Consider the following 24,239-nt stretch of genomic DNA (forward strand, 5'->3'; position numbering starts at 1 on the left):
TAGCCTCCAAATTGATTATTCACTAATATTTTTCTATGTATTGACAATTTTCTGTCAAATCCATTTATTTTAAGGCTCTGTCAACAATGACAGAGCAATCTTAACAAAATTATTGTTTAACGACTTGATATTGCCCAGTGAGTTCTGTGATTTCGCGACGTTTTTCATCCGCAGAAATATTAAGAACAAAAGCAACACCAAGCGAAAGTACAAGGAAGGACGAGCCTCCTTGCGAGACAAAGGGAAAAGTAACCCCAGTTTCTGGAATAACTCCAATCGCTCCTCCTACGTTGATAAAAACTTGTAAAAGTAAGAGTGATGAAACACCAATCGCCATCAAACTATTAAAAGAGTTACGCGCTCGAATACCTACTAATAAGATACGAATAATGAGGAAAAATAGAATACCAAGTACTAAAATTCCACCAATAATTCCCAATTCTTCCATGATAATAGGAAATACAAAGTCTGTTTGTGCTTCTGGCAAGAAGCCATTTTTCTCAATAGAATTTCCTAATCCTCGTCCTATCCAACCACCATTTGCAATCGCATAATAAGAATTTGCCAACTGATGTCCAGAATTTGCCAAGTCAGAAAAAGGATTTATAAAAGCGATAAAACGTTTATTGATATATGAAATACGAAGAAACGTTGGAATAATATTTCCACCTGTCGCATAAAGCACTCCTATAAATGCGAGAATTGCTGCAAGGATAATCTTTCCATAGCCACTGAACCAGCGCCAAGAAATACCACTTGCACCTACCATCACAAAAACTATTGCCGCCATAATAGTACTATTTCCAATATCAGGCATGATAAGTTCAATCAAAATTAAACTTAAAATCGGTAAACGCCAACCTCCCAACAATTTTTGAACGATACTTTTTCCTTTAAAAATTTCATGGATATCTTTTTTACCAATCTCATCTTGTTTACTAGAAAAGACTGATGCAAGATACCACACAATGAAAATCTTTGCAAGTTCAGCTGGCTGAATTGACCCAATTCCGGGAATGATAATCCATCCATGAGTTCCCCCATTTCCCGTAGTTATAAGTTTGGGACCAACTCTTGCAAAAATGAGTAAGGCTAAAAGTACAAAAAACAAAAATCCAAGAAGCTTCTGACTTTTGAGCGCTTTAAGTTTCATACGATAAATAACACTGATTGCCACAAAACTCAAGAGCATAAATACTGCCTGATTGATAACAGACCTATAAGGAGAAAGTCCATGGCTGATTTGATAAGGAACCGATGTTGAAAACACCATAATAATTCCTATTGCTGACATGAGCAAGTAGGGAATCAAAATGGAATAATCTAAGAAATTGGTCTTTTTCAATCCTTCTTTCATTTTTATCCTTCCTTATTGAGACAGCTTTTCAATTATATTATCTTTTTTATTATATCATTTTATCTCGCCATTTTGCAATAGCAAAGCCAAATAAGAAAGGAAAAAGGAGGATTTCCCTCCTTATTTTATATTTCTTATTTTCATTCAGATAATAATGAAAATGCTATTCGTTTTACTCCTCTTTATGCAAAGTCACAAGCCGTTCTTTCGGGCAAAACTTGAGACTTTCTACTTTTTCTGGATGTGTAGCTTTATTTTTACTACTGATATAGTTTTTGCTTCCACAAGATGTGCAACGTAAAGTTATTTTAACCCTCATTGACAATACTCCGTTTACGTAAGTATTTGCGGAAGTTGATAAATGACCAGAGAATATTAATCAGGACAAAACTTCCTGTCACAATGATTGCTGCACGGAAAGAAATTGCACCTGCAACAGCTGAGCCAATCATCGGTCCTGTTACCATTCCAAGATTTGCTGCCATTTGATTGAAAGCAAAAATTCGCGAAATTCCTTCTTTTGGTGTGATTTTTGAAAGCAAGGAATTGACAGATGGCATGAGCGCTCCTGTTCCAAATCCAAGTAAGAAACGTAAAATCCCCAGTTGCCAAGCATTACTAACAAAAGCCATTGGCAGATAAATCGCAAATGACCATACAAGCCCAATCAAAATCAAACGATGATTTCCTAAACGGTCGCCAATTCTTCCCAGCGTTGATGATGAAAGCATAGCTGAGAAACCAACAGCCGATACAATAACTCCAGAGATGAACATCAAATTTGGAATAGATGGGCTGAGATATCGGATGTACAAGGTTACAAAAGGCTCAATAGATTGTGTTGCGATTTGTAAAATAAAGGTTGTTACAAACAATCCAAAAAGAATTTGTTTGTTTGGAATTTTTGCCAAGATATCTTTTGTTGATAAAAGTTCTCCTTTTTTAGGTGGAACGAAATCTTCATGTACCAAAAAAATTGTCAAAAGTGTTGCAACTAACAAAACTGAACCTGTGATAAGGAAAACATTTCTCATACCAAAGATTTCTGCAATCAATCCACCTAATGATGGTCCGACAAGTGAGCCGGCAATCATACCAGTCGAAAGTGTACCAAGAGCATAGCCAGATTTTCCTTTGGGAACTTGGCTTGCTATCAGTGCTGTCGCATTGGGAATGAAGCCCGAAAATAATCCGTTAAGAATTCGCAACAATAAGAGAAAATAAACGTTCGGTACGAAAGCAAGTCCGCCCATTGTCAAGGTCATAATCGCTCCAGCACGTACCATCATTGGCTTACGTCCATATGTATCCGCAAGCCTTCCCCACAAAGGAGCGACTAAACCTGAAGCAAGTGCTGTTAAAGATAAAGCCAAGCCTGCATAAAAAGTGGCTTGTGAGACAGATTTTATTCCTAAATCCTCAATATAAAGTGGCATGAACGGCATTACGAGTGAAAATGATGCTCCCGTAAAAAACGTTCCAAACCAACAGATGAGTAAATTTCTTTTCCAGTTTACAGTTTTCGTTTGAATTCCTCTTTCCTTCTTATTTTCTATTTTCAAATTTTATTTTAATGTGTCAAGTGCCTGCAAAACTTGGGCTTGCGTTTCTTCAAAAGTTCCACTACTATCAATCACTTTATCAGCGTATTTCATTTTTTCAGTCAAAGACATTTGTGCGGCAATTCTTGCCTCTGCTGCTTTTTCAGATAAATTATCCCGAAGCATTACACGCTCCAATTGGATATTTTCAGATACTGCAATAAGCCAAATCTCATCAAAGCCATCATAATGTTGTTCCAGCAATAATGGAATATCCATAAAAATAACTGTATTTTGCACTGTTTTTTTTGACAGTTCTGTCAAATTATTATTTTCAGTCTGTAGCATTTTTGACAGTTCTGTCAGTAAATTATCACGTCTTGTATAAAGTTCTTCTCGAATAATTTTATTTTGCAGCTTTGCCAATTTTTCACGTGCTTTATCATCAGAAAAAACAAGCTCTCCTAATTTTGCCCGATTGAGTTGTTTGTTTTCATCAAAAAATTCTGTACCAAAATTTATCAAAATTTCTTGATACAGTTTTCCTCCAGGAAGTTGCAATTCATGTACTACTTTATCCGCATCAATCACACGAAATCCCTGAGAAATCAAAAAATCAACCACAGTTGATTTCCCACTCGCTATTCCACCAGTCAATCCGATTACCTTTATCATACTACTATTGTAGCACAAATTTTCTATGAGCGTTAAATGTAAACACAGAAAAATAAAATAGACTTTCTTAATTGAAAGTCTATTTTATTTTTATCAGCTGTAATATTAAAGAAAAACCTGCCCGAAGACAGATTTCTCAATTTATATCTAATTAGATATTTGAAGTGTGCATTACTTCGCTATCATCAGTAGAAAGAACTTCGTGGAATACACGTTCAGTCAATTCTTGCTTTTGTTCTGGAGTCAGATATTTAGTGTTAACACAGTAACCAGAGATACGAACGATAACATCTTCACCGCGCATAATCTTGTCATAAACATCTTTCAAGTCCATAACGTTCAAGTTAACGTGTTGTCCACCTTGAGTGAAGTAACCATCAAGAATTTGAACCAAGTTTTCAACTTGTTCGTCACGAGTTTTACCAAGTGCACGAGGAGAGACCTGAGTTGTCAATGAAATACCGTCATTGGCATCTTTAAAGTCCAATTTAGAAAGTGAGTTAAGGTTTTGCAACCATCCACCACGAGCTTTGTTTGATGGGTTAGCACCTGGAGAGAAGAATTCAAGTTTAGATTTGTTAACTGTACCATCTTCATTAAGGTAAACACCTTTATGAACAGGAGAGTTACCAGTTTGTTTAGAGTATGCAACGTTAGAAGTGATAGTCAAAAGTGATACAGTAGCTTCAGCACCTTTGTAAAGTTCATGGCTATCCAATTTTTCTTTGTACATACGCATAACCATCTTAGCAAGATCATCAGCACGGTCATCATCTTCACCATAACGTGGATAATCGCCTTCTACTTCATAGTCGTAGATGTAGCCATTTTCATCACGCAAAGTCTTAACTTTAGCGTATTTGATAGCTGAAAGTGAGTCAACAGTATTTGCGAAACCACAAATACCAAATCCCATGTTGATACCAACTTTAGTAGGCAAGAATGCCATTTGAACTGCTTCATAGTTGTATTTATCAGTCATGTAGTGGATGATATTCATAGCATCAACATAAGTATCAGTCAACCAGTCAAGAGATTTGTCAAAGTTAGCCAAAACTGTATCATAGTTCAATACGTCATCACGAACAGGTTCGATATCGAAGACTTTGTAATCTTTATGAACGTCATCATATCCACCGTTCAAACCAGTAAGCATAGCTTTCAATACATTAACACGAGCGCCAAAGAATTGGATGTTGTGACGTGCATTTTCGCTTTCAGGGTCAAGTGGTGATACACAACAAGAGATACAAGCCATTTCGCCGTAACCATCTTTAGCCATTGTTTCATAACCTTCATATTGAATTGAAGAGTGTTTATGAGACATTGACATAGCGTAACGTTTGAAGCTGTAAGGAAGTTTAGAATCCCAGAGAACTGTTAAGTTTGGTTCTGGAGCATTTCCGATAGTATCAAGTGTGTTGAGGAAACGATAGTCCATCTTAGTAACACGGTGACGACCATCAAGTCCCATACCAGCCATAGATGTAGTGATGAATGTTGGGTCACCAGAATAAAGTTCATCGTAAGCAGCAGCACGAGCGAATTTCATTGTACGAAGTTTCATAACGAAATCATCAACAAATTCTTGGATTTCAGATTCTGTAAATGTACCACGAGCAAGGTCACGTTCAGCGAAGATATCAAGAACGATTGGTACACGTCCGAGTGATGTTGCAGCACCATTGATAACACGACATACAGCCATGTAAGCAATGTTTACCCATTGGATAGCTTCTTTCACATTCATAGCAGGACGTGAAACATCAAGACCATACAAAGCACCAAAATTTACAACTTGTTGCAATGCTTCGTATTGCATATTGATTTCTTCTTTAAGACGGATATTTTCGTCGTTGATTTCAGTGATAGCATCCCATTCTTTTGCTTTTTCTTTCATCAAGTAATCAGCACCATAAAGAGCAAGACGAGCATAAACACCAACGATACGTCCACGTGAGTAAGCATCTGGCAAACCAGTTACTGTGTGAGCGTGACGTGCTTTACGAATGTTAGAGTTGTAAGCACGGAAGATACCATCATTAACAGAAGTCAATGTTTGGCTCAAGATTTCATCAAGTTTAGGGTCGATAGAAAGACCATGTTCTGTCAAAATCTTTTTAGCAACACGGAATCCACCTTTAGGCATGAAGTTCAAGCGGTAAAGTTCGCTGTTTTGCATACCATAAATGAGTTCAAGATCTTTATCGTTAGCATCAACATATCCAGCAGGAATTTTGTCGATTGAAGCAACACGGTCAGTATCAAATGGGAAGCCAACTTCTTCATAATGAGCTTTTGTGTCGTCGATAATTTTCTTTACTTTAAGAGTACGTTCTGTTGGACCAGCGAGGAAGCTTTCGTCTCCATCGTATGGTGCGTAGTTGTTTTGTACGAAGCGTGATACACTTGCTTTGTCACGCCAGTCAGTTCCTTTGAAGCCATCCCAGGCTTTGTCAAAGGTATCAGCAGTAACTGTAGTTTTCATTGTATGAAAATCTCCTTTAGTTTCTATATCTGAAAGACTGTTTCAGATTACATATATAATTATATCATACAGTTTCGGAATTTCAATAGTAATATCGCTAAAAACGCACTTTCTTTACTAATACAGTCCTCTGTATTTTAATATCTGTTATACTTTCTAATCATTTTCTTTCTTTTTATCGCCTAATCTAAAAAATTTAGTATTTTTTAGATTTTAATAAAGAAAAAACTGAACATAAGTTCAGTTTTACATCAAATCTCTTTTCCGCAAGAACCATACGACCAAACCGCTAATTATTAACGTACTTCCGAGAATTACCCACATCATCCAAACATCCGTTTGCCCTGCAATGGGTACATTAATACCATAAAATCCAAAAATCATTGCTGGAATACCGAGGACAAATGTCGCCGAAGTCATAATTTTCATGACAATATTCAAGTTATTGCTCACAATATTTGAAAATAAATCACGCAGATTTTCTAATAATTTTAGCTGAATACGTGTTTCAGTATAAGCTTGATCTGTTTCTACAAATACATCATAAATTCTATCTGCAAAACCATCTTCATCTTCTGCTCGCAAATAATCGATAAAATTTTTCAAAACATCACGATTATTATCTAAGGCATCTTCAAAATATATCAAACTCGCCTGAATTGCAATCATATCAACAATTTGGTCATTTTTTGTCGAATTTTTAATTCCAACTTCCAATTTACGTCTGCGCGCCCGAAAATCTCGTAAATAATCATGATATATATGGGTCATTTGAGACATTACCTCAAAAATCAGCTGGTGCTTATAACGTTTATAGTCATATTCTCTCTCAAACATGGCTTGATTATCAATATCATGGTTCATCGCTAAAATCACCGACTCACTCTTTGTCCATATCAAAGAATAGGGAAAAGTCGCTACTTCATTATAATTAGAAGCTGCTGGATATTGCAACAAAATCAAATTATTATCATTATCATCTGTTTCAAAACGTGCATTTTCATAATCATCCAAAATTCCTCCCAAATAATCAAAAGGAAAATCAAAGGTCTTTGCAACTTTGCCAATCTCCTCACGTGTAGGATTAATGACATAAGTAAAATTTTTCATTTCATCCGACTTGATAAGTTTCTTCTTGTCAGATAACTCATAATTTTTAATCATTGATAATAACTGTTATACTTTCTAATCATCTATTTTTTCATTATAACAAAAAAGTTCCCCGTAGGGAACTTCAACATTAGTATCAAACAAAATTATTTGTCAAATTTGTTATCTTTGATATTGTAGAATGATTTGACACCTTTGTATTCAGCAACTTCACCAAGTTGGTCTTCGATACGAAGAAGTTGGTTGTATTTTGCAATACGGTCAGTACGTGACAATGAACCTGTCTTGATTTGACCAGCATTTGTAGCAACAGCGATGTCAGAGATTGTAGAATCTTCTGTTTCGCCTGAACGGTGAGAAACGATAGCTGTGAAGCCTGCTTCTTTAGCCATTTCGATAGCTTCAAATGTTTCTGTCAAAGTACCGATTTGGTTTACTTTGATAAGGATTGCGTTAGATGCACCTTCTTTGATACCACGAGCAAGGTATTCAGTGTTTGTAACGAAGAAATCGTCACCAACAAGCTGAACTTTTTTGCCAAGACGGTCAGTAAGTTTCTTCCAACCTTCCCAGTCATTTTCGTCCAAACCATCTTCGATAGAGATGATAGGATATTTTTCTACAAGTTGTGCGTAGTAGTCAATCATGTCATCTTCAGAGCGAAGTTCCCATTCAGATTCAGGTTTGTTAGCCAATTTACCAAATTCATATTTGCCAGTTTCAGCATTGTAGAATTCAGATGATGCAGCATCCATTGCAAAGACGATATCTTTACCAGCTACATAACCAGCTTTTTCGATAGCTTCAAGCAATACATCGAAACCTTCGTCGTTAGATTTAAGGTCAGGAGCGTATCCACCTTCGTCACCGACAGCAGTTGAATAGCCTTTAGCTTTCAAAACAGCAGCCAATGCGTGGAAGACTTCAGCACCATAACGAAGCGCTTCTTTGAAAGTAGGCGCACCGATAGGCATAATCATGAATTCTTGGAAGTCGATAGAGTTAGAAGCGTGTGAACCGCCATTGATGACGTTCATCATAGGAGTTGGCAATACTTTAGAGTTAAATCCGCCAAGGTAGTTGTAAAGTGGAACACCAAGTTCGTCAGCTGCAGCACGAGCAACAGCGATAGAAACACCAAGGATAGCATTAGCACCAAGTTTAGCTTTAGTTGGAGTACCATCCAAAGCAATCATAGCACGGTCAATCGCTTGTTGTTCAGTTACTTCATAGCCAATGATAGCTTCAGCGATAACGTTGTTGACATTATCAACAGCTTTTTGAACGCCTTTTCCGCCGTAGCGAGATTTGTCACCATCACGAAGTTCAACAGCTTCATGTTCACCAGTAGAGGCACCAGAAGGTACCATACCGCGACCAAATGCACCGTCTTCAGTATAAACTTCTACTTCGATAGTTGGGTTACCGCGTGAGTCTAGGACTTCGCGAGCATAAATATCAGTAATAATTGACATTTTAGTCTCCTTATTATTTTTAAGTGCTGAACACTCTTAATACAACTAAATTCTACTATTTTTTCATGATTTTTTCAAGTGAAAATCTTAGCAAATTCATTTTTCATTTCGTTTCCGCTTACATTTTTATTGAAGTCCTGATTTTATCATAAAGTCTTGAAATTTACTTGTATCAACTGCTTTCCATTGACTCTGTGGTGCTTTTTTTGCGCTTTCAACGATTGACTGCAAAATAGGTGAATATTTGGGACAACTTTCTGCAAATTTTTGGAAGAGTTTACGATGTTCTATCCAAAATTCATCTTCATTTACTAGGGGATAACTGCTATAACGCATAAATGTATCTATCAGATAAGTAACCATATAATCTCGCACACCATTTGGGAAATTTTGAGGTTGTTTTTCACGGACAGCTTCAAGATAAAGACGACATTGAAGAGCTTTAACGTGTAAATATCTATCATGCGTGTTTGCTTCTTTTCTCCCTATTGAATTTGTATTGTACAACCAAGTATAAACTACTTTATCTAAGTAATAACTGTCTGTTGAAAGCTGGCTTGCCACACCTACAAAATAAGAATCTTCATAAATTCGTAATTTAGGATGAAATTGTAGATTTATCTCTTTGAGATAGGTACGTTTAAACCATTTAGCATAAACGGCTGAATTATTATTTGCTGCTGAAATTTTATATTGGTAATTTCCCTTAGTGTCTAAGTACTGCTCCATGAATTTAGCAACTATCATATCATGTTTTTTACTCTGTATCACGGAGAAAAATTCACTTAATGCTGCTGCATAATATAACATATCATCACTATCAATAAACATCAGGTACTCGCCTTTACTATTATCAATTCCATACTGCCTAGCTAATCCTGGACCAACATTTTCTATTTCGTAATAATGTAAATCAAGATTTTCAAATACAGAAAATTGTTCTAAATTAAGTTTATCCCCTCCATCATTTACTAGGATAACTTCAATTTTTGAAAAATCTACTCCTATTTGTGTATTGATAGATGATAGTGCAATACCAAGCTGTGCTTCACGTTCATTTTTAAAGGGAATAATGATACTTACTGTTTTTGTCATATATTTGCCTCACATTTCTTTATCTTTACTTATCATAACATGATAATGAAGCGTGTTCAATCCTTTTTTTCAACAAATATAAAAAAACGAGTTCTCTAGGAACTCGTTTGTCTAATTTTATTAGTGGAATTGCATTCCGCCATCAACAATGATGTTTTGTCCTGTGATGTAGTTTGAGTCAGGTCCTGCAAGGAATGAGACTGCTGCTGCAACATCTTCTGGTTCTGACAAACGTTTTAAAGTGATATCTTTGGCAAATTGGTTCATGCCCCATTCATCATCTTTACCTGCATTTTGTCCAACTTTGTGGGCAATGTCAAACATCATTGGTGTTTTGACGATACCAGGTGCATAGGCATTGACTGTGATACCTTCTTCAGCAAGGTCGCGCGCTGTAACTTGTGTGATGCCACGAACGGCAAATTTTGTACCTGAATACAAAGCAAGTTCTGGATTACCTACGACGCCAGCTTGTGAGGTTGCGTTGATGATTTTACCACCATGACCTAATTTTTTGAAGGTTTGATGCGCTGCTTGTGTTCCCCAAAGGACGCCACCAACATTGACACCGTAAACTTGAACGAATTGTTCTTCTGTGATTGTGTCGATAGGTGTTGTTGGACCAAGGCCCGCGTTATTGACGATAACATTCAAATCACCGAATTTTTCAACGACAGCATCTACTGCTTCGAAAACGTCGTCGCGTTTTGAAACGTCAGCTTTGACTGCGAAAGCATCTGCTCCAATTTTTTCAGCGGCTTTTTGAGCTGTTTCAAGGTTGTAATCAACCAATCCAACTTTAAAACCATCTGCGTGCAAGCGTTCTGCAATGGCAAGACCAATTCCTTGACCTGCGCCTGTGACTAATGCTACTTTCATTCCCTTACCAGCTTTCTTTCTTATTTCTGGATATGGTTTCTGTGTTATCAAGATAACACAGAAAGGGTACCCTTTCTGTGTTATCAAGATAACACAGAAAGGGTACCCTTTCGATAATGTGATAATTATCACATTATTACTATAATACTTTATAGAAGAATATACAAGCCATTTCTCGCTTTTTTACCAACTTGTTGGCTTATTCATCTATCTGTCAACTGCACAGTAATTTTGGATAAAAATGCTCAATATTTATATATAAAAATAATAATGTCATATCATCATTTTCAACAAAAAAAAGCTAGATTTCTCTAGCTTTTCTTTATTATTCAGTTTCGATAACTCCGAAACGTCCGTCATCTCGACGATAAACAACATTTGTACTATTGCTGTCTCCATCTGTATAAACATAGAAGTCATGTCCAAGCATATCCATTTGTAACACGGCTTCTTCAGCATCCATTGGTTTCAAAGCAACGTGCTTTGTACGTACAATCTTAATTCCTTCGTCTTCAAATTCATCTGCTTTTTCAAGAGGAGCAAATTCGTCTGTAAAGACTTGACCTGTAGGAATGCTTGTTTTTCTACGATTTGTTCTTGTTTTGTATTTACGAATCTGACGTTCGAGCTTTTCTTCTACTAAATCAACGGAAGCATACATATCTTGTGAAGTATCTTCAGCACGAAGTGTCACTTGTTTTGCTGGAATTGTCACTTCGACTTTTGCACGTTTTTCAGTATAAACTTTGAGATTAACATAGGCTGTCACTTCATGACCGTCATTGAAGTATTTGTCAAGTTTTCCAACTTTATCTTCAATGTAGGCGCGGATGGAATCTGTCACTTCGACATTTTCGCCACGGATATTAAATTTGATCATAAGAGATACCTTCACGGTTCTTTGCAATACAGTCAATCAATTCTTTTTTTGACTTTTCTTACCTGTGATTATAGAACGACAAGGTTCTTTTCAAGTAATTTTTGCACTTTTCAGAACCGTCCTTTCCTTTATTTCTAATGTAATTATAACATGAAACCTCTTTCATATCAAACAATATGTGTAATTTTAATCTTTTTATTAGCTGCACCAATAGAAATTTTGTCTTCTGCTTTGATTTCTCCTGCTAAAAGTTGCTCTGAAAGTGCATCTTCAATTTCGCTTTGAATTGCTTTACGGAGCGGACGAGCGCCATATTCTGGGTCAAATCCTAATTCGGAGATAAGTTTAACGGCAGATGGTGTGAGTTTGATGAGAATTTTTTGTTCTGCAAGACGTGAAATTAATGATTTGCTCATAATTTTCACAACTTGTTCAATTTCTTGTGCTACTAATGGATGGAAAACAATCGTTTCATCAATTCTGTTAAGAAATTCTGGGCGATATTGATGTTTTAATTCTTCGAGAATACGTGATTTCATTGCTTGATAGTCTGCTGATGCTGATTTTGCTCCAAAACCAACTGTTTTATCGTCACGCAATGAGGTTGCTCCTAAGTTTGAGGTCATAATAATGATTGTATTTCTAAAATCAACTTTACGTCCTTTTGCATCAGAAACAAATCCGTCATCAAGGATTTGAAGCATAATATTGAAAACATCTGGATGTGCTTTTTCTACTTCGTCAAGGAGAACAACGCTGTAAGGATGGTTACGAACCCGTTCTGTGAGCTGTCCACCTTCTTCATAGCCAACATATCCTGGAGGTGCACCAATCAAACGTGAAGTGGAAAATTTTTCCATGTACTCGCTCATATCAATCCGAATCATGTTGTCTTCACTACCGAAGATGCTTTCTGCAAGGGCTTTGGCAAGTTCTGTTTTTCCAACACCTGTTGGACCTAAGAACATGAAGCTTCCCATCGGACGACGAGTGTCAGCTACTCCTGAGCGTGAACGACGTATGGCACGTGAAACTGCTGAAATTGCTTCTTCTTGACCGACTACACGCTTGTGAAGTTCTTTTTCTAGGTTAATCAGACGTTCACTTTCGGTTTTTGTCATTTGCTGAATTGGAACGCCTGTAAGGTTACTTACGATTTTCGCTACACTAAGTTCGGTTACTTCTTGTTTTTTATCAAACTTAACGGAGAAATGATTGATTTTATCTGTGAGTTCTTTGACGGATAATTCGAGTTCTCGTGAGTCTTTGATATCAAGATGTGAAACGGCTTCGGCGAGTTTATTGGTGATTGCTGTGCGTTCATTTTGAAGTTCAATTAGCTTGCTTTGACGATTTTTTACTGTGATTTTTACTGATGCTGCTGCTTCATCAAGTAAATCTATTGCTTTATCAGGTAAACGGCGACTTGGCATATAACGCACGCTCAGTATTACGGCTTGTTTGATTGCTTCATCGGTAAATGTCACACTGTGGAAGTCTTCAAACTTGTCTTTTAATCCTTGAAGAATTTCGATTGTTTCATCACTTGTTGGTTCATCAACATTGACACGAGCCAAACGACGTTCAAGGGCTTCATCTTTTTCGATATATTTTTGATATTCGTGATAAGTTGTTGCTCCAATCAACTGGAAATTGCCACGCGCAAGGGATGGTTTTAGAATATTTGATGCATCTGTTACAGAATCCATGCCGGCTCCTGCGCCCATAATTGTATGGAGTTCGTCGATGAAGACAATCACATCTGAGGCAGCTGATACTTCGTCAACAATAGCGACCATGCGGTCTTCAAATTCACCACGGAATTTTGTTCCTGCAACGACATTTGCCATGTTGAGTGCCATGATACGGCTGTTCATCAAGCCTACTGGAACATTTCCAGAAATAATGCGCATCGCAAGTCCTTCGATAATCGCTGATTTTCCGACACCTGGTTCGCCAACGAGGACGGGATTATTTTTTGTGCGACGACTTAATACGTGAATGAGACGCTCAATTTCTTTTTCTCTGCCAATCATTGGATCAAGTTTGCCTTCACGGGCAACTTGGGTCAGGTCAGTTGAGACGGTATCAAGTGTTGGTGTTGTTGATGCTTCTGAGATTTTATGTGCCAAATTTCTCTTGGACATTGGAGTAACAGCTTTTTTCTTTTCTGGAAGTTTTAGCTGTGTCCGTTTTTCGAGTTCTTTGCGTAAAGTGGCTAGATTTATTTTTTGTAATTTTAAAAGTTGTGTAGCGAAGCCTTCATCATTTTGCAAAATTGCGTAGAGAAGATGCTCTGTACCAATTACTTTATCGCCATTGTGAATCATGACAATTCTTGCAAGTTCGATGATTTTTTCTGTGCGTGGTGTGAAAGTAAGTTCTGATTTTTTAACAGAAATATGACTTGAAAAGTCTTCGATATCAATGAGCATATCTTCTGCGTCCACACTGCTTACGAGCAAAATCGTGTATGCCATTGAGCCCTGAATATTTGCAAGTGCGGCTAAGAGATGTCCACTTTCAATACCTGCATATTCATATGTTTTCGCATATTCGGCTGCCTTTTCTAAGACACGATTTGCTATTGGGGTAAATTCCGTTTCGTTATATTTCATTATCTCTGTCCAATCTTTGTAGAATATTTTTCATCATATTAGCACGTACTGTGCTGGAAATTGCTTCATCTGTGATGATTAAAAGGAGCAAATTGCCTTCGCGTTCGGTCAGGACTTTTTCGTCAAAAAGAAGTTGAATGATGTCATGAGAAGCTTTTATTGTCAAACTTATGGGCATTTTTTGATAGAGGGCTGTCAAAAATTCGTGACGTGCTGAATAGTGATATTTGACAATTTTGATGTAACCACCACCTCCACGTTTGGACTCAACATCAAAACCTTTGGAAGCTGTGAAACGTGTTTTTATGACGTAATTTATCTGGCTGGGTACAACGTCAAATTGATTGGCTAAATCAGCGCGTTTAATTTCAATCTCTGTTGCTTCTTCCAGTAAACGTCTCAGATAAGCTTCGATAATATCTGATGTGTTCTGTGCTGTCATTTTTGCTCCTTTCTTCTACAATGTAAAATCATTTATCAGAATTTTTGACAGAACTGTCGTAAGTAGCCTGTCAAAAATATTTTTTGGGTCATTTTTTTATTCTCCATTTTTGACAGTTCTGTCACAAAATAAACTTTGACCTTTATTGACTATTATACCTAAAAAAATGAAATTTTACCAAAAAAAGCCCTGTAAGAGCTTTTGACAAGTCTGTCAAAAAAGCTATTGTCTCTTGGAAACAATAGCTTTTATACGGTTTAATCAACTTTTACGATTTTAACTTCCATTTCGCCAACTGGCAATGGAATTTTTATTGTATCACCAACTTTTCGTCCAATCAAAGCTTGGGCGATTGGTGACTCGTTAGAAATTTTTCCATTAAATGGGTCAGCTTCGGCTGTTCCTACAATTTGATAAGTTTCTGTATCTTTCTCACCAATTTCTTGGTAACAAACTGTTTTTCCAAGTGACACTTCATCTTTATCAACTTTTGCATTATCAACGATTTCAGCGTAGCGAATCATTGTCTCAACAGTTGCAATGCGTCCTTCGATAAATGCTTGTTCATCTTTTGCTGCTTCATATTCTGAGTTTTCAGAGAGGTCACCATAACTACGTGCGACTTTGATGCGTTCAATCACTTCTGGACGTTTCACAAGTTTGAGATTGTCAAGTTCAGATTGTAATTTTTCCAGACCTTCTTTGGTCATCGGAAATGTTTTTTCTACCATTTTATTTTTCCTTTTTATTTCGGCAAGTTTATTTACTTACTCTTACTTTATTTTTTTAATTCATCATTGACATACTTTTGAACATTTTCATTTTGCTCTTCTAAATTCTTAGCAAAATAAACTTTACCAGTCGTTACGTCAGCAACAAAAAATAAATAATCATTTTGAGCAGGATCCATCACTGCTTTGATAGAGGACAAACTTGGATTGTCAATAGGTCCAGGTCCTGTACCTGTATTCATGTAAAGATTGTATGGCGAATTTAAGTTCGTATCAATCGTTGCATCTTGTTTCAAGGTTGTCTGCGCCCCTAATTTTCCTTCAGCATAGAGAATAGAAGTGTTGGATTCAAGCTTCATTCCAGCATTCAAGCGATTGTAAAATGTTCCTGCGACATTTCTACGATCATCATCATTATTGGCTTCTTTTTCAGTCAATGCTGCCAAACTCAGAACTTCATTGACAGTCATTTGTTCGCTAGAAATTTTAGAATAATAAGGTGTCAACTGTGTATTCATCGCAGCAATCATACTTTCAACAATACTTTCCATATTGCTATTTTTCGTATAATCATAAGTTGCTGGGAACAAATAACCTTCTAGTTGATACTTCACACCTGAAGCCTTGTCTGGCAAGCTCGCAAAGAGATTGGGGTAATCTTTTTTCATCTCGGCAATGAAGGTTGGGTCTTGCACAACTTTCATAAATTCAGCTGTAGTAAATGGTGTTTTACCATTTTTCTCATCTGCATTGACTGTAATTGCTTTGGACATCTGTGCTAATGTATATCCCTCGGGAATTGTAATCTTGCCAAGTACTGGTGCAACCGGTTTTTGCGTGCCGCCTTTTTCAAGTTCTGTTGCGATATAAGACAAAGTCATATTGGGTGCGAGATTATAATACCCACTCTTGAAACCTGTATAGTTTTTAAATTTCGTGTAGTATTGGAAAATCATGCCATTTTTGATAATTCCTTGCTTTTGTAGCAGATTACCAATTTCTTTGCTGCTTGCTCCTGCTGGAATATTGATAGCTTTCATCGTCTTATCAGAAGAATTAAGCGGTTGAACACCAGCTTTGATAAAGTTGTAGCCATACCAGCCTGTACCACCTGCAGCAAGTACCAAAACAAGTACAATCACGGCAATAATCTTGCCCGCTGTATTTTTTTTCTTTTTCTTCACAACTGTAGGCGCTTTTTTCTTATCGTTTGTTGTGCGATTACGCGAACGTTTTGTTGGAGTTTCTTGTTCATTTTCAGTATTTTCTACTTTATCGAGTTGGCGCACTCTTGCTGTCCGAGTTGGAGTTACTGCTTGCGCTGTTGTTCTTGTTTTTGGTTCTTGAACATCAAGCGCAGCTAACTTTTCACTCAAACTTAGTTTACGTTCACTCGCTTTGAAAGGTTCACTTGTAGCTTTTAAAAACTCGCGCTCTTTTTCAGACATTTCCTCTTTTGATTTTGGAAATTCCGATGCTTTCTCCGTCTCTTTTGAAACTTCTTCTTGTGAATTTAGATTTTTTAAAAAAATTCCTGGATAATCACGCTCAGTTTCTGGCAAGGCTTCTACTGCTGCTTGTTTCTGTGAGTTTTCTTCCAACTGGCGCAAGATTTTATCCTTGAAACTTTCTCTTGAAAATTCCTGGGTATCTTTTTCAACCAAAATTTTTCTCCTTGGGACTTTCTCTCGCCAATGCGAGAATTTCATTTGAAATGTATGCACCGTTGTAGTATTTGGGCAAATTTCTCTGAATGCTTTATTTCATTGTCTAATACAATAAAAATCCAGTTCCTTTTATTCTCTTAATTGTAAACAATCTTTTAGTTTTTGGCAATTAATAAGAAATATTCAAAAATGAGGCCTAGGACCTCACTTTTTCTTTTTAGTCGTCGTCAGTATCCAAATCATTATCATCGTCGTCTTCAACGTCAATTTCAACGTCTTCATCGACATTATCAAGTTCTACTTCTTTGAGGTCAGCATCGTAAGCTTCGACTTCGTCCTTCTCATCATCAGGATTTTCGTCGTCATAAGTGATATCATCGCTATCGTCGCCTGAAGCACTTTCGTCCTCTGGGTCAATCACATCTTCGATACCAAAAGCGTTGACTTTACTCCGCTTTTTCACTGGTTTTTCTGTTTCGTCATCATCTTCAATTTCATCAAGTGCAATGACTTCTTCATCAATCTCATCAATCGCATACCATGAGCGGAGCGCCCACAGGCCATTTCCAAGAGGAATAAAGCTTCCATCCGTATTTACTTCTGTATAAAAACGTGAGATAGTTGCTTTGATATCGTCATCTGATTTTTCGAGATAATCTTGAACGGCATTCAAAATCTCTGCAAAAGTCATTGCTTTCTCGTTTTGTTCGAGAATAGCGTGAGCGACTTCAATCATTGAAAGTTCTTTAATATTTTGTCCTTCTAAGGCTGTGATTTTCAACTTTCTTGCTCTCTTTCCGATTTTTCTTATTATACTTTTAAATCTTGTATAATATTCTTCATTGTAATATCTTATATCAAAATTGCTTTGCTGTCAACCATTTTTAAGGATTTTATTCATAAAAAATGGCTGTCAAAGTTAATTTATCTATTTTTTTATTTTTGACAGTTCTGTCAAAGCTTGTAAACGCTACTTTTTCATGAAAAATATTTTTGACAGAACTGTCAAAAATATTTTAGTAGTGCATCAACACTTTATAGTCATAATTTCCAAGATTTTTACGTCCTTGAAGCTCATCAAGCTCAATCAAAAATGCAAGTCCAGCAACAACTCCGCCAAGTTTTTCAACAAGTTCAATCGTTGCTTTCATTGTACCACCTGTGGCAAGCAAATCATCAACAATCAGCACACGTTGACCAGGTTTAATCGCATCAAGATGCATTGTTAATGTATCTGTGCCATATTCTTTTTCATATTCAGCAGATACAACTTCACGAGGTAATTTGCCAGGTTTACGAACGGGAGCAAAACCAACACCAAGTTGATAAGCTACTGGGCAACCAATGATAAATCCACGTGCTTCAGGGCCGACAATCATATCAATTTGTTTATCTTGCGCATATTGTGCGATTTCTGTGACTGCATATTTATAAGCATTGCCATCTGCCATCAATGGCGAAATATCACGAAATACAATTCCTTTTTGTGGATAATCTTCGATAGTGGCAATATAATCTTTCAGTTCCATTTTCTTTTACTGAAATAGCTTTAAGCTCGGCTTTCCCAAACTCAAATTTCAGTATCTCCTTTTAATTTTTGATAAATTTCTTTGACGGGTGCGAGGGCAAATAATTCTTGCATTTTCACAAGTTTTTCTAATTCTTGATAAATGCTACTCTCAGCAATTTCGTGCTTAGGTGCTTCTTTATTGACTTTCATCAAGCCGTCAGTAATTGTCACAAAGCCTAATTCTTCAAAAATCTGAATCATTTTCACAAGCAAAATTTCGGGAATTTTTAAAAAATCAACCAAATTTTTGAGCTTATAGCGAATGTCAAATTCAGGATATTGATAAATCACTTTGTACAATCTTGCAAACTGATCGTGTGTCCCAGCTCCTGTGAGATAATAAGCCTTGTCAACTTTATCTTTGAAGTAAATCAACTTAAATTCATGTGTCTTAAAAAGCTCTGTCAGAGCATTCAGACCTCTTTCATCAGTTGGCGCTTCAGCTAAAACAAGCACTTCTCCTATTATATCATTTTTTACTTCATTATTTGCAAAACGACTCAGATTTTCTGGCAAATTTATTTGACGGCTACGAACGTCAAGAAGTTCTACACCGATTGCCTGCGCATCTTCGACCATGAATTGTACACTTGTATTGCCGTTCCATGTGTTGCTCGTGAGACTTCCGACAAGCGCTGTTTCTGCCTGTTCAAACTCCAAACTTTCCGCACCATGTCCAAAATAAACAGCGTCAAGTTGCATTTTTTCTTGCTCAAGTTTGAGTTTCAGATGTTCATTGTTTTTTCCCATGCTGCGCGCTTGAACAACTGTAAAGTCTTCAATCAGAAATTTGGGTTTTGGATTATCCATCCCAAAAGGTGCGAGTTTTGCTAGATTTTGAATTGTTGCCAATGATAAATTACCCAGCTGAACCTTGCCAGCAAGCTCTATCTCGGACTTTCCTGACATATCGAGTTCATTTTCTGTGATAAAATCCGTCATTGCTTGCTTGAGTGCTGGGATATTTTCCAAAAGTAAGGTCATTCCAGCCGCTTGCTTATGTCCTCCAACGGCGATAAACAACTCTCTGTGAGCATCAAGTACCTTGAAAATATTATAATTGTCAATCGAACGTGCTGAACCACGCAAGATGCCATTTTCCTCGGCGAGCATAATCACAGGTTTGTGAATTTGTTCAAGCAAACGACCTGCAACAATCCCCAGCACACCTTTGTGCCAGCCTTCTTTGTACAAAATTTGTACAGGTTCATCGGTCAGCATCTGACTTGCTTCTTTATAAATCTGCTCAACAATCGCCTTGCGTTCGACATTTTTTTCGTCAATCATCTTGGCAATCTCGAAAGTTTCGTCCTCGTCCCAGCCCGTCAAAAGTTCAATGGCAGGATTGGGGTCGTCCAGTCTTCCAAGTGCGTTGAGACGAGGCGCAATCTGGAAGCCGACTGTCTCTTCATTGACTGTTTCAAAGTCAACACCAGCAATTTCCATCAGTTTTGCAAGTCCTGCACGTTCAGTATTGGCAAGAACTTTCAGACCATTTGCAACCAGCACACGATTTTCATCAGTCAAGCTGACCATATCAGCAATCGTACCAATCGCAACCAAATCCAGCATCTCAGTTGGAATGTACTCAAGCAGGGCGCAAGCGACTTTGAAAGCCACACCAACACCGGCAAGATATTTGAAAGGATAATCACTTTTTGGATGCTCTGGGTGAACAACCGCATAGGCTGGCGGAAGTTGCGCTGGCATACTGTGGTGGTCGGTCACAATCACATCAACACCAGCATTTTGTGCAAAAGAAATCGCGTCAAATCCTGCTACTCCGTTGTCAACAGTAATAATCAAGTCAATCGCTTCATTTTCAATAAAATATTTATAAACGTCAAGATTTGGACCGTAGCCGTCTGTGAAGCGGTTTGGCAAATAAACTTGGACTTCTGCGCCTAGCTCATCAAGCGCGGTTTTCATGACCGAACTTGATGTCATACCATCGGCATCATAATCGCCATAAACCAAGATATGCTCGCCATTTTCAACAGCTAGAAGAATCCGCTCAACTGCTTTTTTCATATCGTGCAGCAAAAATGGGTCATGCAAATTTTGCAAATCAGACGACAAAAAATCTGCCAACGTGGCTTCCTCGCGAATGCCATGTTGCCAGAGGATTTGGCTGACTAACTCGTCCAATTTATATTTTTTTGTTGCTTTTAGAAAATCTGCTGAAATATCGTTTTCAGAGACTTTCCATGTGTATTTTGAACTTATCATTATCTATATTTTATCACAAATTTCCTTTGATACAAGAAAAATTTTTTGACAGTTTTGTCAAAAATTTATTTGAAATTAAAAAATTTGACAGAAAGAAAATCAACTGCTGCTGGAAAGACGGCACGGATTTTTGCAACCAGCGCCAGCTGCCAAGGTAGATTGATTTCCCGTTTTTTCTCGCCAAGATTTTTGACAATTCTGTCAGCAACTTTTTCGGCTGTCAAAACTGTTTTTCCAACTTTTTCAAGATAATCTGGCTGTGCTACATGAAATTTTGTGCGGACAGGGCCTGTATTGACAGTCGTCACAATCAACTCAGGCAATTCCATGCGCAATGCGTCAGAAAATGCCAGCAGTCCAGCTTTTGACGCTGCGTAAATTGTCGCTTTCGCCGAGGGCAATTTTGCTGCAATGGATACAATATTTACCAGCTGAACACGCGGTTTTAGCTGACGTGTCAATTCAATCGGTACCATCAAATTAACCTGAAACTGTGCATCAATCTGTGCCTCAGACATTTTTGACAGTTCTGTCAAAAGTCCAAAACCTGCATTGTTAATGAGAATATCGACATTTTCATCAATGACAGAGCCATTTTCTAGCAATTTTACATTTGACAAGTTTCCATAAATTTTTGACAGTTCTGTCAAATTTCTTGAGAGCAAAATCAGCCTATCGTCAGACAATTTTTTGACAATTTCCTGTGCAATATCACCTGTCGCTCCAGTAATCACAATCGTTCTAGTCAATTTTTTCCTCGTATAAATCTCGGACAACAAATGAATTTGCGTGTACCGCTTGCGCTTCCCTGACAAGCTGCCCAATCAAAGGACCAACATAACGTGCGCTGATATGTGTCAACAATAAACGCTTTACATTCGCATCACGCGCCACTTCTGCTGCCTGCCTGCTCGTTGAATGTCCATGATTGCGCGCCATTTTTTCCTCAGCTGCTTCATAAGTTGCCTCATGCACCAGTAAATCCGCACCCAGAGCTAGACGAACAGCACTGTTCGTCTTTCTCGTATCACCCAAAATCGTCACCACTTTACCGACTTTGTCCGCGCCAATATAATCTTTCGGGTCAAATATTTTCCCCTCAAACTCAACGACTTCCCCTTTTTTCACTTTTCCAAAAAGTGGTCCAAAAGGTAAACCATCAGCTTTGAGCCGTTCAGCATCTAATTCGCCAACCCGATTTTTTTCAACCACACGATAGCCCAAACAAAAAATCGTGTGATTTAAGGGTTCAACATAGACTTCAAAACTCTCATCTTCAAAAATCTTCCCTGAAAAGTCCAACTCATGAAAATGAATCCGATAAGCCAAACGTGAACCAGAAATCCGCAAACTCGTCATCACAAAGTCTTTCAAGCCAACCGGGCCATACAAATCCAAATCCGTCTGCTCCTCAGAACCTTGAAAACTGCGACTAGACAAAAAACCAGGCAATCCAAAAATATGGTCCCCATGCAAATGTGTAATAAAAATCTTCGTGATTTTCCGCGGTTTAATCGCCGTTTCCAAAATTCGATGTTGCGTTGCTTCGCCACAATCAAACAACCAAATCTCATTACGCTCGTCCAACAATTTTAGCGCAATCGCCTGTGTATTCCGCGTTTTTGACGGTTGTCCCGCACTTGTACCAAGAAATTGAATATCCATATTTTCTCCAAAAATTGATAAAAAAATTGTGATAATCATCACAACATCTCATATCTTTTTGTTCCGTTGTGCCTGAAAATCACAAAAATTTCCAAAACACCCAATCAAAGAAAGCGAACGACGGGATTCGAACCCGCGACCCTCACCTTGGGAAGGTGATGTTCTACCCCTGAACTACGTTCGCACATGATAAGTTGAATAGAATTTTAGCACTTTTTGCCAGATTTGGCAAATTTATAATAAAGCAATTTTCAAGTCAAAACAGAACATTTTATGAGTTCGGGGAGAATCGAACTCCCATCGTAAGAACCGGAATCTCACGTGATATCCATTACACTACGAACTCTTTTACCGTTCTTTATTTTACCTGAAAATCACAAAAAAAGCAAGAAAGGACGAACCCTTCTTTGCTTTGTGAATTCTGTGACTATTTTGCGGCCTTCATCGCTGCCAAAATCTGTGTCCGAATGTCTTCAATTCCCTCAGCACCCGCTGGCAAGAAGATACTTGAATTTCCCCCTGCAGCAAATTGATTGAGCGTATCAAGATATTGATTTGCCATCAAAATTGACATGATTTCTTCTTCGCCAAGACTGACTCCAGTATTTTTCATCTCAATGATTTGTTGGGCAAGTCCATCAACGATAGCTTTACGTTCTTCAGCAATACCGACACCATGCAAACGGTCCTTTTCAGCTTCCGCTTCGGCAGCTGTAACCACTTGAATTTTATTGGCATTGGCAATCATTTGCGCCGCATCTTGTTTCCGTTGAGCGGCATTGATTTCGTTCATAGATTGTTTAACTTCTGCGTTTGGTTCGATTTTTGTAATCAGAGTTTTGACAATGATGTAGCCGTAAGAGCCCATTTCGTCCGCCACTTGATTTTGCACTTCGAGCGCCACTTCATCATTTTTTGCAAACAATTCGTCCAAAGTCAATTTTGGAACAGCAGAGCGCAGCGCATCTTCAATATAAGATTTGATTTGTTCTGAAGGGTTCATCAGTTTGTAGTAAGCATCTTTAATATTTTGCTCATTGACCCGATATTGTGTTGACACATTCATGTTAACAAAGACATTATCACTCGTCTTCATCTCAACAGCAATATCACTTTGAATCATCCGGAGTTGAATACGTGCTGCGATGCGGTCAATCCCCCAAGGCAATTTCAAGTGAAAACCAGGATTTGCTGTCGATTGGTATTTACCAAAACGCTCAACAATTCCGACCGTCTGCTGCTTGACAACAAAAGTTAGCGTACTAAAGCTAGCGATGAGTACAATAAGAATAATCGCAAGGATTACAAGTGAAAAAATTACCATAATTTACCTCTTTCTTTTTTTAAAATTATAAACTATCAATGTAGCGCAAATCCGCTTCAGGAAAGGCTGAACGAATTTCCGGTATGAAAGCTTTTAACTGCGGATAAACAAAAATATGCTCGGCTTCATTTACTTTTAATAAATCAGCCAAAAACAATTTTTCAAAATGAATATCTGGATAAAGTTTTGTCAAATCTGCCAGCCAGATTTTTTCTTTTTTGCTATAAAGTGCTTTATTTGCCAATGCTGAGCCAGCCAATCCAAGATTTTCAGAGCCTATACAAATATATGATTTTGCCATTTTTCTCCTTTACTTTTTTGACAACTTTATCATAACATTATTTTTCACCTAGAAACCTTACATTTTTGTAAGCTTTCTAGCCATTTTCATTCATCATCTCCCTTTCCTTAAACTGATTATACACCCATTTTTTGACAGTTTTTACTTTTGTCCCAAGCTTGGGATTTTTTTATTTGTTAGCGTTCTTATTTT

21 protein-coding genes and 2 tRNA genes are annotated in these 24,239 nt (G+C 37.5%); all 23 read right to left on the minus strand.

Annotation, left to right across the window (positions count from 1 at the left end):
• Window positions 1–109: 109 nt before the first annotated feature.
• Window positions 110–1,357: an FtsW/RodA/SpoVE family cell cycle protein gene (locus tag KJS36_RS03470; RefSeq protein WP_213534372.1), complete on the minus strand. Its 1,248-nt coding sequence runs from the start codon at window positions 1,355–1,357 to the stop codon at window positions 110–112.
• A gap of 172 nt (window positions 1,358–1,529) precedes the next feature.
• On the minus strand, window positions 1,530–1,676 hold the full coding sequence (gene rpmG, locus KJS36_RS03475) for a 50S ribosomal protein L33 (RefSeq protein WP_213534374.1): 147 nt from the start codon (window positions 1,674–1,676) through the stop codon (window positions 1,530–1,532).
• Window positions 1,666–2,889, minus strand: a complete 1,224-nt coding sequence (locus KJS36_RS03480; RefSeq protein ID WP_373306158.1) for a multidrug efflux MFS transporter — start codon at window positions 2,887–2,889, stop codon at window positions 1,666–1,668. The genes rpmG and KJS36_RS03480 overlap by 11 nt, the downstream gene beginning before the upstream one ends.
• A 33-nt stretch (window positions 2,890–2,922) precedes the next feature.
• Entirely contained in the window at window positions 2,923–3,573 is a 651-nt protein-coding gene (gene coaE, locus KJS36_RS03485; protein ID WP_213534376.1) for a dephospho-CoA kinase, read from the minus strand.
• A gap of 151 nt (window positions 3,574–3,724) precedes the next feature.
• Window positions 3,725–6,061 (minus strand): formate C-acetyltransferase, encoded by a 2,337-nt coding sequence (gene pflB / locus KJS36_RS03490; RefSeq protein WP_213534378.1) that lies wholly within the window; start codon window positions 6,059–6,061, stop codon window positions 3,725–3,727.
• Between the two features lie 246 nt (window positions 6,062–6,307).
• Window positions 6,308–7,225 carry a magnesium transporter CorA family protein gene (locus tag KJS36_RS03495; protein WP_213534380.1) on the minus strand — a complete coding sequence of 306 codons (918 nt, stop codon included), beginning with the start codon at window positions 7,223–7,225 and terminating at the stop codon, window positions 6,308–6,310.
• 92 nt (window positions 7,226–7,317) lie between these two features.
• Window positions 7,318–8,646: a phosphopyruvate hydratase gene (gene eno / locus KJS36_RS03500; protein WP_213534382.1), complete on the minus strand. Its 1,329-nt coding sequence runs from the start codon at window positions 8,644–8,646 to the stop codon at window positions 7,318–7,320.
• 126 nt (window positions 8,647–8,772) lie between these two features.
• Entirely contained in the window at window positions 8,773–9,741 is a 969-nt protein-coding gene (locus tag KJS36_RS03505) for a glycosyltransferase family 2 protein (protein WP_213534384.1), read from the minus strand.
• 120 nt (window positions 9,742–9,861) lie between these two features.
• Window positions 9,862–10,620, minus strand: coding sequence for a (S)-acetoin forming diacetyl reductase (locus KJS36_RS03510; RefSeq protein WP_213534717.1), 759 nt, complete (start codon window positions 10,618–10,620; stop codon window positions 9,862–9,864).
• A gap of 325 nt (window positions 10,621–10,945) precedes the next feature.
• The gene (gene hpf, locus KJS36_RS03515) at window positions 10,946–11,500 is read right to left on the minus strand and encodes a ribosome hibernation-promoting factor, HPF/YfiA family (protein WP_213534387.1); all 555 of its coding nucleotides are present in this window, start codon (window positions 11,498–11,500) and stop codon (window positions 10,946–10,948) included.
• Window positions 11,501–11,667: 167 nt separating this feature from the next.
• Entirely contained in the window at window positions 11,668–14,118 is a 2,451-nt protein-coding gene (locus KJS36_RS03520) for an ATP-dependent Clp protease ATP-binding subunit (RefSeq protein ID WP_213534389.1), read from the minus strand.
• Window positions 14,108–14,560 carry a CtsR family transcriptional regulator gene (locus KJS36_RS03525; RefSeq protein WP_213534391.1) on the minus strand — a complete coding sequence of 151 codons (453 nt, stop codon included), beginning with the start codon at window positions 14,558–14,560 and terminating at the stop codon, window positions 14,108–14,110. Before KJS36_RS03525 ends, KJS36_RS03520 begins: the two co-directional genes overlap by 11 nt.
• A 257-nt stretch (window positions 14,561–14,817) precedes the next feature.
• Window positions 14,818–15,291, minus strand: coding sequence for a transcription elongation factor GreA (gene greA / locus KJS36_RS03530; protein ID WP_213534393.1), 474 nt, complete (start codon window positions 15,289–15,291; stop codon window positions 14,818–14,820).
• Between the two features lie 47 nt (window positions 15,292–15,338).
• Complete coding sequence (gene mltG, locus KJS36_RS03535; protein WP_213534395.1) at window positions 15,339–16,955, minus strand: endolytic transglycosylase MltG; 1,617 nt, start codon at window positions 16,953–16,955, stop codon at window positions 15,339–15,341.
• Window positions 16,956–17,175: 220 nt separating this feature from the next.
• Window positions 17,176–17,739, minus strand: coding sequence for a DNA-directed RNA polymerase subunit delta (rpoE, locus tag KJS36_RS03540; protein ID WP_213534397.1), 564 nt, complete (start codon window positions 17,737–17,739; stop codon window positions 17,176–17,178).
• A gap of 235 nt (window positions 17,740–17,974) precedes the next feature.
• Window positions 17,975–18,487: an adenine phosphoribosyltransferase gene (locus KJS36_RS03545; protein WP_213534399.1), complete on the minus strand. Its 513-nt coding sequence runs from the start codon at window positions 18,485–18,487 to the stop codon at window positions 17,975–17,977.
• 41 nt (window positions 18,488–18,528) lie between these two features.
• Window positions 18,529–20,757, minus strand: a complete 2,229-nt coding sequence (recJ, locus tag KJS36_RS03550) for a single-stranded-DNA-specific exonuclease RecJ (RefSeq protein WP_213534401.1) — start codon at window positions 20,755–20,757, stop codon at window positions 18,529–18,531.
• A 65-nt stretch (window positions 20,758–20,822) separates the two neighbouring features.
• On the minus strand, window positions 20,823–21,506 hold the full coding sequence (locus KJS36_RS03555) for an SDR family NAD(P)-dependent oxidoreductase (protein ID WP_213534403.1): 684 nt from the start codon (window positions 21,504–21,506) through the stop codon (window positions 20,823–20,825).
• The gene (gene rnz / locus KJS36_RS03560) at window positions 21,499–22,422 is read right to left on the minus strand and encodes a ribonuclease Z (RefSeq protein WP_213534405.1); all 924 of its coding nucleotides are present in this window, start codon (window positions 22,420–22,422) and stop codon (window positions 21,499–21,501) included. Before rnz ends, KJS36_RS03555 begins: the two co-directional genes overlap by 8 nt.
• A gap of 112 nt (window positions 22,423–22,534) precedes the next feature.
• A tRNA-Gly gene (locus KJS36_RS03565) sits at window positions 22,535–22,606 on the minus strand.
• A gap of 90 nt (window positions 22,607–22,696) precedes the next feature.
• A tRNA-Arg gene (locus KJS36_RS03570) sits at window positions 22,697–22,768 on the minus strand.
• A gap of 81 nt (window positions 22,769–22,849) precedes the next feature.
• Window positions 22,850–23,746 (minus strand): SPFH domain-containing protein, encoded by an 897-nt coding sequence (locus KJS36_RS03575; RefSeq protein ID WP_213534407.1) that lies wholly within the window; start codon window positions 23,744–23,746, stop codon window positions 22,850–22,852.
• A gap of 25 nt (window positions 23,747–23,771) precedes the next feature.
• A complete protein-coding gene (locus KJS36_RS03580; protein WP_213534409.1) occupies window positions 23,772–24,047 on the minus strand; it encodes a hypothetical protein in 276 nt (91 codons plus the stop codon).
• Window positions 24,048–24,239: the final 192 nt, after the last annotated feature.

It is taken from the genome of Lactococcus nasutitermitis, from assembly GCF_018403765.1.
Lineage (GTDB): Bacteria > Bacillota > Bacilli > Lactobacillales > Streptococcaceae > Lactococcus > Lactococcus nasutitermitis.